The following is a 13,221-nucleotide window of genomic DNA, read 5'->3' as shown; positions in this document are numbered from 1 at the left end:
ATCCTTTCTTTATTATTGTATATCTTTTTCTATTTCTATACCTATACAAAATCTATTCATTATCTACCTAATATAATTACACTTATAATTACACTTAAAATAGACTCCATCTAGCAATATCAAACCTTCAAGCCTGACATCTAAGGGGTAGCTAAACAGAGTCTATCTTTTCAATAATAAACTAATAATCTATTTAATTCTTTCAAATACTTACTCTTTTACAACCGCATCATATATCCCTTTAATATAACCAATAGCATGAGCCATACCCATATGCCAAGGAATCTCAGTATCAAATAAAGGTGTGTGGTCTGGAATCAATACTCCGTCAAAATTATGCTTCTTCAATAATTTTAACGCTTTCACCATATCAATATCTCCTTCATCAACGAAGACTTCATGATATTCTGGAACTTTTCCTTTTACATTTCTAAAATGAACATACGCTAATTTCTCTTGAGAACCATATTGTTCAATGGCATCATAGATATTGCCTTCTGTCATCTCTTGAATAGTTCCCATACAGAATTCTAGAGCATTGCTTTTTGATGGATATATATCCAATAACTTTTGATAAAGATGTGGTTGATAAACTAATCTTGGTGTACCTCTTAACGTCTTAAGTGGTGGATCATCAGGATGTGCAGCTAACACTACACCAGCCTCCTCAGCAACTGGGACAAGCTCATTAAGAAAATATGTTAATCTATCCCATAACTGCTCAGTTGTGATTTCATCAATATATCCTTCTGCATTCTCATCATAAGTCATATTCCAGATCTGACCATTTTTAATAGGAGTCTGTTTAGCCCCTTCCTTGTCAGAGAACCCAACAGAAACTGCTCCACCTCTAGCTAATGGTCTTCTTAGATGTCCCCAAACACCGGCAATACTGAAATTATATCCAAAAACAGGTATACCCGCTTTTCCAACATTTCTTATTATCTGTTTCAATCTCTCAATCTGCTCTTCTTTTTTAGGTCCATCCAATAGAACATCGTACCAATCAGCTGGTGCAAAGTTCTCTATTGCGTATAATGTCAACCCTTCCTCTTCAACCTCGTTTTTCAACTTTTGAATGCTTTCATAACTCCATACATCTTCATTTGCCACAGATTTACCCATGTTTTTAACTTCATCAGTTCCATGTACTCCATTCTGCCCTCTATAATAATCAACTAGATGAGCTATTATATGAGTACAACCAGCTTGTTTGGCAAATCTATAATTTTCTTTATTTAGCATGTATCTATATAATCCAATTCCGATTTTCATTTCTGCCATAATTATAATCCTTTCTCATAAATGTCTACTTGCATCTTAAAATCAATCTTTTCTTTTGCTTTCATCTTAAGTGCTGTACCATTATCTATTGCTTTTGTAAGTCCTGCTCCCGGATAACTAGTCCAAGGTTCTATAGCCAGATTATAAGTGTTGCCATACCAAGGATAACCATAGGAACCTTTACAAACAAGCCATATCCAAGCATAAGGGAATATTTCATTATCCCATTCTAATCTGAAACCAACGTTTTTATTGTTACTATATATGGAATAGTATGCCTTATCGCCAAAATCTTTTAGGAAAAGCATGTCTGCCGTACCAGCATTTTTATCAGGTACTTTGGATAAATCTATTGTTTTACCATCTCTACCCTTAGCCATAGGCCAATCATGTTCACTATTAACGTCTAGTCTCTGAGTATCAAAATCCAATTCTTCACCATAGGTAAAAACTTTCTTGGCTGATGTATCTATATAGCAAGATTCATCTAGAAAACCTTCTCCTATAGTTGGATGATGACCCCACATCAATTCCATATCCTCATTGGCAAGATTAAACAGTGTTTCATTAAAATATATGGTTGATTCATTGGATTTGATGGTAATAGTTTTCTCTAAGTAAAATGGTGAGCGGACAGTTCTAACTAAAAACATAACACTTATTTCTTCTTTTGTATCCTTCATGATTCTATATTGCCATGGTAAATTACTTATTTCACCATGCATACCAATAACAGCACCTTTATAATTACACTCTGGACCTCCGCTAGGAAGTATTTCCTGCCAGCCGCCAAAATTATGGTCTAAATAGTTATGTAAACTAGACCCTGTAGTAGAATTACATTCAGCTGGATTATGAAATTCTACTGGCGACCTCCACATGAAGTCAATATCTTTTGGCTTATATAAAAGTTCTATTATATCGGCACCTTTATCTAGTAAAAAAGTTATCCTTAACTTTTCATTTTCCATCACTAATGATTTCATATCATGTATTTTAATATCTTCAGTTATTCTACAACCAAAATTTCTCATTATATCACCTAATATCTCAATAGATTCTCTTTATATCCGCCATCAGCATATATAGTGGTTCCTGTTATGTAAGAAGATGCTTTACTTCCTAGAAAAATAGCAGGTCCAACCATCTCTTCTACCTCGCCGACTCTGTTAAGTGGTATCCATTCACCAAAGCTTGTCCCGTTGTCTTCTTCTAGTTTCTTGAGTAGATCTCTATTCATATCTGTTGCTATAGCACCTGGTGCTAAGTTGTTAACTCTTATACCGCTGTTTCCTAATTCAAGAGCTGCCACTTTGGACATCATTCCCATTGCAGCTTTTGACATACAATAAGGAGAATTGTTTCTAACTGCTACCAGATCATGTATAGATGTAACATTAATTACTGATGCACTGTCTGATTTTTTTAGTAAAGGAATTAATTTACTAAATAATAGATAGTGGGCTTTTGTATTAATATCATATATCTTATCCATAAGATTGAAATCCATATTTTCAATAGATGCATGGTCTTCATATCCAGCATTATTTATTAGTACATCTACTTTTGACTCAACACTTATAATATGTTCTGCCATCTCTTCAACAGATTGAATATCAGATAAATCTGCTGCAACATATTTATCAAAACCCATTTTTTCTGCTGCAATCTTAGTTGTTTCCTCTTTTCTTCCATGTATCCAAACAGAAGCGCCAGCCTCTTTATATCCTTTTGCTATAGCTGCACCTATACCTCTTGTAGAACCGGTTATTACAACAACCTTATCTTTTACGCTAAATAATTCTTGTATATTCATATGTTAGTCTCCCTTTAATTCCCTAGTAAACTTAGAAAGTATCTCGCAGCCGTTCTTAGTAACCAGTACATTTTCTTCTATCCTGATTCCACCAAAAGAACTATCATAGATTCCAGGTTCAATAGTAATAACCATTCCTTCTTTTAATGCTTCCTTATTACCTTTTGCTATTCTGATACCAGGATCATGGTATCTGAATCCTACCCCATGTCCTAATCCATGAGTAAAATATTTTCCAACTCCTTCTTTATCTAATGCTTTTTGAGCCGCATTATGTATATCTTCGGCAATGGCTCCTTCTCTTACTAGAGATAAAGCATTATCCTGTGCTTTCTTAACGGCTCCATGTAATCTTATATCTTCTTTAGTAGGAGTCCCGACTTTTCCAGTTCTTGTAATATCAGCCCAATATCCATTGACGACTACTGCAAATTCAGTCATGACCAAATCTCCATCTTCTAGCTTTTTGTCAGTAACCCAGTTGAATCTGCCTCCATCTGCTCCATTTATCCCCGATTGAATTTGAGCAAAACCACTTGCATATAGAACTCCATCTTTACCTATCCTCGTTCTAACAGCATATTCCATCTTTGCTGATACTTCAGCTTCTGTTAATCCAGCTTGGAGAGAATCATAAAAAGCTTTTATTCCAATGCCTGCAACTTTATTACATAGCTTGATACCTTCTATATCTTCACAGGTTTTAAAATTATATAGATCCAATATTTCTTTTTCTATATTTTTATAACCTGCTTCACTAACTTTCATAAGATTATCCACAAAATCAGTTGGTAGTGGAGGTTGTTCTCCTGATAAAATGCAGGGTGACGTATTTCCAACCGTTTTTACTAATGATATGGGTTTAGAGTTGTTTCCGTATTTTTTTATATCTTCTGTAATCATTCCATATAGTATTTGAAAAGGGTCACTACTTGTCTCACCCCAAGGATATCTTTTAACTGTTATATCTTTTGGTAACCTAAGGTCGGGTTCTAATGCAGGAACATATAGGATTGGATCATTTCCCTCAAAACATACTTCAACAGATAATCCCCAGTAAGGTCTATAACCTAGGGTCATTACAAGCTCATCTGGTCTAAAAAATATAACAGCACCTAGTTCATTTTTGGCAATTAACTCACTAATCATTGATATCTTTTGCTTATTCATCATCTATACTCCTTCCTGCTTCTATATCTTATATTACTTATATACTTCTATGTCTTATATTACTTCTATATCTTATATTACTCATATTTATAGCTCATTTATTTATAAAATATATTAATAACTTTATAGTAGTTTACATAATACCATACTTGTCAAAGGCTTCAACTACTGACATTCCGTTTTCAATAGCTATTCTTACTTCATTTTCACCATATACTTTTTCAAAGGCTTTCCTTATTATTTCTCTTTCTTGTTTCTTTGGAATGGATAATACTCCGTCAATGTCTCCAAAAATTATATCTCCTGGGTTAACCAGTACTCCATTCTCAAATTCAATAGGGCAATTGTAATCAATTACTCTACCTCTCATTCCTTGGTCTTGTGCATAACAACCTCTTGTAAAAGTAGGTAACCCAAGTGATAGAACTTCTTTTGTATCTCTTGTATATCCACTTACAACAGCTCCTGCTACACCTAATTTAATCATTCTAGTTGACATAAGTCCACCAAAACAAGCGTATTTAGGTGAGCTTCCTGTACATATATATACATCATTTTTCTTCATGGCATCAAGTGCTTCAAACATGATTCCAAATGGTTTTTCTCTATTCTCTGCACATATTCTTGTTCCTGTTACATCTGCTTCCTGCACTGTAAATGCTCTTCCCGCAACCATCATATCTCTGTTAAGGGGTTGAATATAAGCTGGTAGAAATTGATGTCTAAGGTCCATGGTATCCATAATGTCAGTTAAGACACCTGTGTATAATTCCTTTTTCATAATATCGAATAGCTCATCATCATCCATTGTTTCTATCTTATCTAATAAATCATTTTTCTCTAACATATCTTATCTCCTATTATTTTGCTATTTAAACAGCTTTTCTAGATTGAACAGTGTTAATAAGAACTGCCATAAGGATTAATCCGCCTCTTACAACATATTGTACATATTCATTGATGTTGAGTAATGTCATCCCATTCAACAATACTCCTAAGAAAATGATACCTATGAAAGTTCCTTTTACTTTACCGATACCACCAGTTAATGATGCTCCACCGATAATAACTGAGGATATAACATCCATCTCCCAACCTTTACCGAAAGGATGTGCACCGGACATAACTTGTGATGAAACCATGATTCCTGCAATGGCTGCTGTTACTTGTACCATAACAAGAACAACGATTTTTATATGTTTTACATTAATACCAGATAATCTTGCTGATTCTCTGTTACCACCTACAGCATATACACTTCTACCGAATTTTGTATAATCCATTACCATCCATACTATTAAAAATACAACCAGTAAAATTATTGCTGGTATAGGAATGGAACCTATCTGTCCAGCACCTATTTTGCTATACCATGATGGAAAAGTTGTTACTGGAAAACCTTTTGATATTATTGCTGCTAATCCATATACAACATTTAACATTGCTAAAGTAATAATAAATGTAGGAATATTGAATTTTGTATGTATGATTGCATTAAGCAGTCCTACTAACGCTGCTGCTGCTATTGCAATTATCATACCTATTATTACTGAGTATTCTAGTGGCATGATACCCAGCTCAGCTAATTTACCTGCTACAGTACCAGTAATTACACCTGATAGAGCAACTGTTGATGATACTGAAAGGTCTATTTCGCCAGTTATGATAACCATAGTCATACCAAATGCAATAACACCTTTTAGTGAAGCATTCCTTAATATATTTAATAGATTTCCTGATGTGAAAAAACCAGGTGCTGTAAATGCAATTATTATTGATACTACAAAAAGTATCAATTCAAGTATATGAGTCTTACTGAACTTACTTAATTTATTTATATATTTATTATCACAATTCGCATTCATTTATTTTCCTCCAATGCATCTTTTATATAAGTCTTCAACTGTAATATCTTCTGGTTTAACTTCTCCAATCAACTTACCATTACTGATGATTAGTATTCTATGACATACTTCAAGTAGTTCTTCCAATTCTGAAGAAACCATTATGCTGGATACACCTTTTCTTGACTGTTCCCATATTATGTCAAAAATCTGTTGTTTCGCATTAACATCAATTCCTCTTGATGGTTCATCAAAAAACATGATTTTAGGATTGGTATTAAGCCAGTTACCAACAACAACTTTTTGCTGATTACCTCCTGACAAAGAAGAAATGGGCAAATCAACATTAGGTACTTTTATCTCCAAATCTTCAATTTGCTTATCAACAAATGGTTTTTCCATTTTTTTTGTTATTTTGTGTTTTGGAGAAATATAGTCTAGACTGGCAACACACAAGTTAGTATGCACACTTAAGACCTGTATCAAGCCTTCATGTTTACGGTCTTCTGGAGTTAAAGCAAATCCAGCTTTTTTCATTTTATGAGGTGTTGGTTTATCTATCTCTTTTCCTTCGAAAATTATCTTTCCATCATCAACTTTATCTGCACCAAAAATCCCTCTTAACAGCTCTGTTCTACCAGAACCAAGCATTCCTGCAATTCCTAGTATTTCATGTTCCTTAACTTCAAAAGATATATCTTCAAAATACCCTTTTCTAGTTAATCCTTTGACTTCAAGTAAAGTATTTTTCCCAACAATAAGATCATCAGGTCTAGTTTTTATTTTTACATCACCAAACATCATTTTAATCAATTGTTCATGGGATGTTTCTGTCATTATAGTCTTGTTGATATAAACACCATCTCTTAGAACAGTACAAGTGTCTGCTATTTTCCATAATTCTTGTAGCCTATGAGATATATAAATAATTATTACGTCTTTTTTCTTGAGTTTCTTAATCATATCAAATAATAGGTCAGTCTCGTTCTGAGCGAGAGATGAAGTTGGTTCATCCAACATAAGCACCTTTGGATTAGTACTCATCGCTTTAACGATTTCTATCATCTGACATTGCCACATACTAAGATTCATAACCATCTCTTTTGGGTCAATATCTACTCCTAGGTCTTCTAGAATTTCTTTAGTTTGTTTGTATGCTTTTTTCCAATCTATGAATTTACCTCTCATAGGCATTCTGCCTAATAAGATGTTTTCTGCAACATTCATACCTGGAACAAGACTAAGTTCTTGATATACTGTTGCGATGCCTTTGTCTATAGCTTCTTGTGGATTTTTAAAATCCAACCTTTCATCATCAAGATATACCTCACCTGATGTTGCTTTTATAGCACCTGCAAAAATTTTAACCATAGTAGATTTTCCAGAACCGTTTTTCCCTAATAATGCATGTACTTGTCCACTCTCAAATGTTGACGTAACATTATCTAGAGCAAGAGTTCCGGGATATTGTTTGCTTATATTTTCAGTTCTTAATGTACTCATAATTATCCTTTCATTAGTCATATATTAAGAGGACTATGAAAATCCTCTTAATATTAATTTTTATTATTTGTAGTTTTCAAGATCTGAAGCAAATTCATCTAGACCATCTTTATCATTTCTATCTAATACTATACCTGGAACTACCACTGAGTTACCTCTGTCAACTCCTGTATCTTCACCTAAGATATCCTTTAAAAGAACTTCCATAGTTTTATAACCTATCATATATGGATCTTGTCCAGTTACAGCTTGTAATACATTATCTTCATTTCTCAACATTGATAATTGCTGTTCTGCTGCATCAGTACCAAATACAAATACTTCCCCTGCTTTTCCTGCGTTTTTAACACCCATAACAGCACCTATAGTACCACCATCATTAGCTCCCCATATGATATCTACTCCACCTTGTGACTCTTGAGCAGTTATTATATCTCCTGCAGCTTGAACTGCTTTATCTTGAAGCCATGCATCTTGGTCTGCTACTACAACAACACCTGGGATGTCTTTGATCTGGTCAATGAATCCATTAGAACGTTGTGCAGATATGTCAGGAAGTTGAGATTTGAACTGTAAAATAGCTACTCTAACTTCTTCGCCTTCTTCATAGTTGTTTTTAATGAATTCAGCTGCTACTAAACCTGTTTGCTTACCTAATAAGTAATTATCTGATGTAAAACCACCTACAATAAAATCAGAATCATTAAGTGCTGTGTTACATACAGCTATTGCTAAACCTTTTTCATTAGCTGTTTTTAGAGCTTGAATTGATGAAGTTTCATTAAGTGGTGAAATTGCAATACCATCAATCTTTTGTGAAGTATAAGTATTGATAAGTTCTACTTCTTTTGCTTGGTCATTGTTTGTATTAGAAACAAGAACCTTAGCTCCATATTCTTTTCCTGCTGCTTGATACCCCATTTGTAATAATTTCATGAATTGGTCTTCTTGAAATACTATTCCTGCAACAGTTATTTCCTTATCTTTTGAATCATCCTTGGATACATTGCCACTATCACTTTTACTTCCTTCATCACCTTTACTGTCAGTCTTGCTATTACCTTTGCTACCACATGCAACCATAAATAAACTTAAAACTACTACTAACATACATAATAATTTTTTCTTCATAATATATCCTCCTTATAATATATATTAAACTTCAATTAAGAAGTTTTAATAACAACAATAAACCTAACCCCTGTAGTTTATATGACCTACATATATTTACTTATATTACTATTCTTCCCATAATTGGGTTTATGAAAAGCTTTTCATAGAAGGTATTAATAAATGTTGAATAATATAAAATTAAATTTCACTTACTCAACATTATTATTTTTAATCTTTTATATATTAGAGCTTAAATATCTATACACCCATTTCAATAAGTTCAAGATATTTTCCTTGTTTTTATAGGTTGTATAGAACTAAATAATTTGCTGGTTCTATAGGAATTATTTAATTCAACTTATCTATATCCATAGCTTTTACTGATTCTCTTTCAATTAATTCATACGGTATATATTTCTCTCTATAAGTATCACTATATGAAATACCATTATCAATGATTTCAATGATTTTTTTACCTGCATCAACACCCATCTTATGAATAGGTACTGAAATAGTTGTTAAAGGTTTTAACAGAATGTTGCTGATAGAAATATTATCATATCCTATTATTGATAATTCCTCTGGAATATTGATTCCCATATTCTTGGCAGCCATCATTATGGCAATAGCTGTATCGTCATTAAAAGCTACAATACCAGTAGGTCTATCTTTCATCTTCAACAACTTAATAGTGTTATTGGTTATTTCTTCTTTACTATATCCACAATCAATAACATATTCATTTCTAAAATCAACATTAAATTCTTCAAGTGCTTTCCGAAATCCCATATATCTTACATTGACACCTTTGAATCTCCAACCAACACAGGCTATTTTTTTGTGTCCCATGTGAATAAGATATTTTGTAGCATCATAAGTTGCCTTTATTCCATCTTCCATGATATTGTAACCAAAATCAGCATATGAGTAGACAAATACAACACTAGTTTTACCTTTCACCATTTGCGTTAATTTCTCATTACTTATACTGGAACTCACAATAATGAATCCATCAACTCTTCTTTCTAACATTTGGTTGATATATTTTTCTTCTTTTTCTGAACTGTAATCAGTATTGCATATTATTAGAAAATAACCTTCTTTTTCTACTGCCTTACTTATTCCTCTCAACAGTTCAGGGAAAAACAAGTTAGATAAGTTAGGTATTATTACAGCTATGGTCATGGTTTTCTTGCTTATAAGACTTCTAGCCATAGCATTGGGCTTATAGTCAAGAACTTCCACTGCTTTATATACCTTATCTGAACTTTCTTTACTAACTGGAGTTGTCCCATTCAATACTCTTGATACTGTACTAATAGAAACATTAGCTAGTTTTGCAACATCTTTTATAGTTGAAACTTTATCCATTGTATACCTCCACTAAAGCTTCATAAGCTAAAGATACAACATGCTATCAATGCATATTTATACTTTTAACTAGTTGAAAATTTCATGAAAAGGTTTTCAACACAAATAAATTATACAACGCATATTTATTTTTGTCAATTATTTTGTGCATATTTTTATTTTCCATATATTTTTTTACTTATGAGCTTGTTATATTATTAACAAATAAGCTTATTAAGCTTACTTAATTAGTAGTTTTTACTTTTATGTATTTCAGATTTTTATAACATTATACCTATTGTAAGATTAACATTTGCACTTTTTATATAAATATTGCACATGATTTATTCATATATATCCGTCTATCAAATTATATCCATTTGATTAATTTATTTATGGTACATTATACATACCATTGTATAATTCATCCTTAATGAGCAGATATTTTATCTTATTATATTCTTTTTCGTCCAAATTCCATATACTATAATAAGTTCCATCTGTCTTATCATATATTTTCTGTATTTTCCAACAGAACCAATGAATTGTTGACTTCTCTTTAATCACTATATCTTTAACATAGATGTACATTCCTTTTTCATTAATAGAAATAATATTTCCCCCAGCCCCATATTCAAAAATCAATTGGGAATCTTGGAAAAAATCTTTTTCATCTATGTATTCATTTCTGGAATTATGCGCTTTCATAAGATAATTATGTAATTCTTCTATTACTTCTTTATTAGTATAATTATAATCCTCTTCAATAAAATGAAGTTCCGTAGGTATCTCTTCTTTACTGAAATCAATCTTATCTTTTCTCATTACATTATTACTCAATAATCCTATTGTAAATAAAATTAGTCCTATTGAAAGTACTATATTAATAACAGTTTTAATCTTACTGGTCTTATAATCTTCACAGTTATCCAGTTCATCATTTATCTGTTTAAGGATTTGCTTTTTTAGATTTCTTGATTTCCATTCTTTGAATTTAAGTGAATATATGATTTTGCCTGAGATTTTGACATCCTCTTTCATCTGTATTCTGCTTCTGCTATTATTGATTCTAAAGATAATTTTATCATCATTTTCCACTTGTACAGCCTTAACTGATAATGTAGATGACATAGCACTATTAATACTTCTAACCAATAATTCTTTTCTCTCAGTATGTATCCTATATGTAGAACCTATAAAATATGTATACAGCACATATAATAATATTAATCCTATTATAATACATATCCTATAAGGTAATAATGAATCTACCTTAAAAATCGCCAAAGCAATATATATCCAAATTGCAATTTGTAAAAAATTCAACATAGAACTTGATTGTATTTCAACTCTTCTGCCTACGAAACTGTATATTGCTTGAAACAAAGCAAAAAATGCCGATAAAATAAGTATAACGATTTGCATTTCATTTAAACCCATTATAAATTTCCCCCAAAATATTACCTTTAATTTCATTTTTTATATCTTCATCAGTTGTTTTTGATAATGTCTTGCTGTTAATGCCTGCTATTCCCATTTGGGTTCTATGTGATAAGTCTTTTCTTAATAATCATGTGATAACCTCGTATATAAAGTATTATACCATTAACACCTTACCCTTGTAATAAAAAGTAAAGATTGTATAGACTGCAATCACATTTTTTTGCTGGCTTAAGGGTGGTAAATGTAGATTAACCATATACGACCGTTGTCTGTTTTGAACTTAATATTTTGTAAACAAGCTAAAGCTGTCCATAATTAGACAGCTTTTTTTATAATATAATTTCTAGTATTTGAACTTAGCAATACCAATATTCATCTCTTCTGCTAGTTTAGCTAAAGCCTCACTTGCATTAGCAAGCTCTTCCATAGAAGAAGTTTGTTCTTCTACTGATGCAGAAGCTTCTTCTGTACCAGCTGCATTTTCTTGAGATATGGCAGATAGATTTTGTGTAATCTCTGTAATGCTTACTTTTTTATCTTCCATCATACTGGATGATTGATTTAATACGTCTATAGCTTCTTTGGTTTTTTCTATCGCTTCAGCTATACCGTTGAATTTAACTTCAGTACTTTCAACACTACTGCTTTGGTTATCTACTAGGCTTATGATTTCATTCATAGTTGTAACTGCACTATCGATTTTTTGTTTCAAATCATTTATAATACTAGTTATTTCACCAGTGAATTCATCTGCTTGTTCAGCTAAATCTCTTATTTCTTCAGCTACAACTGCAAAACCTCTACCAGACTCCCCTGCTCTTGCAGCTTCTATTGCGGCATTTAGAGCTAATAGATTGGTCTGATCTGCTATAGAGCTAATCATCTGGCTGGCTTGATATATCTTTCCTGCACTCTCATCAGTTTCTTTTATCAAACTATCTATTTCCTTGGTAGCTTTATTATTCAGGTTAGTTATTTCAACTAAATCTTTGATATTTTTAATTCCTTGCTTTTTAAGTTGTAGAACTTCATCAGTAAATTTATTTAATTCTTTTAGCTCATCTTGATTTCTTTCAATGAGTTTTCCTAGGTCATTGATATTGTCAGCAGCTTGTTCAGTATCTTTTGCTTGGTCACTAGCACCACGTGCTATTTCTTCAATTGTATTCGCTACTTCTTCGGCTGCGGTTGCTGATTGTTGACTTGTTGCAGTTAATTCCTCTGATGAAGAGGCTATCTGTTGAGAAGATAATGAAATATTCTTTACTAGATCAATAAAATTACTTTGCATCTTACTTATTGCATTTGTTATAGTACCTATTTCGTCTTTTCTCTTTAAGTATTTCACTGCTTTTGAATTTTCTTCAAATTGTAAGTCGTAGTTAGCCAATCTCTCTATTATTTTTGAAAGTACCTTTATAGGTGTACTTGTTTTTTTTGCTATTATATAAGTTATTATCAGTAAAATTAATAACCCTATAATTCCTATAACTATAAGTGTTCTTACCAGCATATCCGATTCTTCAGTGATTTCATGTACTGGAACAACAGTTTCTACAAACCAAGGTGTTTTGGTTTCACCAATATGTATTGGAATAAATTGCTTTAGACTCTCTTTATTATTTAATATTGATTTTCCTGTTGTAAAGAAGAATTCACCTATCTCAAATTTTTCTTTTGTACCATCATTTTGATAAT

The 13,221-nt window shown here is 32.0% G+C and carries 11 protein-coding genes; all 11 read right to left on the bottom strand.

Annotated features, from left to right (window positions below):
• Positions 1-210: 210 nt before the first annotated feature.
• Positions 211-1,284, bottom strand: a complete 1,074-nt coding sequence (locus tag AACQ14_RS19285; RefSeq protein ID WP_339365220.1) for a mannonate dehydratase — start codon at positions 1,282-1,284, stop codon at positions 211-213.
• A 2-nt stretch (positions 1,285-1,286) separates the two neighbouring features.
• Positions 1,287-2,318: an aldose 1-epimerase gene (locus tag AACQ14_RS19280; protein ID WP_339365219.1), complete on the bottom strand. Its 1,032-nt coding sequence runs from the start codon at positions 2,316-2,318 to the stop codon at positions 1,287-1,289.
• A gap of 8 nt (positions 2,319-2,326) precedes the next feature.
• A complete protein-coding gene (locus AACQ14_RS19275; protein ID WP_339365218.1) occupies positions 2,327-3,100 on the bottom strand; it encodes an SDR family NAD(P)-dependent oxidoreductase in 774 nt (257 codons plus the stop codon).
• Between the two features lie 3 nt (positions 3,101-3,103).
• A complete protein-coding gene (locus AACQ14_RS19270; RefSeq protein ID WP_339365217.1) occupies positions 3,104-4,270 on the bottom strand; it encodes a M24 family metallopeptidase in 1,167 nt (388 codons plus the stop codon).
• Positions 4,271-4,403: 133 nt separating this feature from the next.
• Positions 4,404-5,117: an RraA family protein gene (locus AACQ14_RS19265; protein WP_339365216.1), complete on the bottom strand. Its 714-nt coding sequence runs from the start codon at positions 5,115-5,117 to the stop codon at positions 4,404-4,406.
• A 25-nt stretch (positions 5,118-5,142) separates the two neighbouring features.
• On the bottom strand, positions 5,143-6,135 hold the full coding sequence (locus AACQ14_RS19260) for an ABC transporter permease (protein WP_339365215.1): 993 nt from the start codon (positions 6,133-6,135) through the stop codon (positions 5,143-5,145).
• On the bottom strand, positions 6,136-7,617 hold the full coding sequence (locus AACQ14_RS19255; protein WP_339365214.1) for a sugar ABC transporter ATP-binding protein: 1,482 nt from the start codon (positions 7,615-7,617) through the stop codon (positions 6,136-6,138). It lies immediately after the preceding gene.
• A 63-nt stretch (positions 7,618-7,680) separates the two neighbouring features.
• Positions 7,681-8,748, bottom strand: coding sequence for a substrate-binding domain-containing protein (locus AACQ14_RS19250; protein WP_339365213.1), 1,068 nt, complete (start codon positions 8,746-8,748; stop codon positions 7,681-7,683).
• A 330-nt stretch (positions 8,749-9,078) separates the two neighbouring features.
• Positions 9,079-10,101 (bottom strand): LacI family DNA-binding transcriptional regulator, encoded by a 1,023-nt coding sequence (locus tag AACQ14_RS19245; RefSeq protein WP_339365212.1) that lies wholly within the window; start codon positions 10,099-10,101, stop codon positions 9,079-9,081.
• A gap of 372 nt (positions 10,102-10,473) precedes the next feature.
• Positions 10,474-11,520, bottom strand: a complete 1,047-nt coding sequence (locus AACQ14_RS19240) for a hypothetical protein (protein WP_339365211.1) — start codon at positions 11,518-11,520, stop codon at positions 10,474-10,476.
• Positions 11,521-11,866: 346 nt separating this feature from the next.
• A partial coding sequence (locus AACQ14_RS19235) for a methyl-accepting chemotaxis protein (RefSeq protein ID WP_339365210.1) occupies positions 11,867-13,221 on the bottom strand: 1,355 nt, incomplete at its 5' end.

The organism is Vallitalea maricola (genome assembly GCF_036985595.1).
GTDB lineage: Bacteria > Bacillota > Clostridia > Lachnospirales > Vallitaleaceae > Vallitalea > Vallitalea maricola.
This window is presented reverse-complemented; position numbering and strand designations above follow the sequence as displayed.

Coding starts and splice junctions, on each gene's coding strand:
- AACQ14_RS19285 (WP_339365220.1), bottom strand. CDS start 1,284: ATGGCAGAAATGAAAATCGGAATTGGATTATATAGATACATGCTAAAT.
- AACQ14_RS19280 (WP_339365219.1), bottom strand. CDS start 2,318: ATGAGAAATTTTGGTTGTAGAATAACTGAAGATATTAAAATACATGAT.
- AACQ14_RS19275 (WP_339365218.1), bottom strand. CDS start 3,100: ATGAATATACAAGAATTATTTAGCGTAAAAGATAAGGTTGTTGTAATA.
- AACQ14_RS19270 (WP_339365217.1), bottom strand. CDS start 4,270: ATGAATAAGCAAAAGATATCAATGATTAGTGAGTTAATTGCCAAAAAT.
- AACQ14_RS19265 (WP_339365216.1), bottom strand. CDS start 5,117: ATGTTAGAGAAAAATGATTTATTAGATAAGATAGAAACAATGGATGAT.
- AACQ14_RS19260 (WP_339365215.1), bottom strand. CDS start 6,135: ATGAATGCGAATTGTGATAATAAATATATAAATAAATTAAGTAAGTTC.
- AACQ14_RS19255 (WP_339365214.1), bottom strand. CDS start 7,617: ATGAGTACATTAAGAACTGAAAATATAAGCAAACAATATCCCGGAACT.
- AACQ14_RS19250 (WP_339365213.1), bottom strand. CDS start 8,748: ATGAAGAAAAAATTATTATGTATGTTAGTAGTAGTTTTAAGTTTATTT.
- AACQ14_RS19245 (WP_339365212.1), bottom strand. CDS start 10,101: ATGGATAAAGTTTCAACTATAAAAGATGTTGCAAAACTAGCTAATGTT.
- AACQ14_RS19240 (WP_339365211.1), bottom strand. CDS start 11,520: ATGGGTTTAAATGAAATGCAAATCGTTATACTTATTTTATCGGCATTT.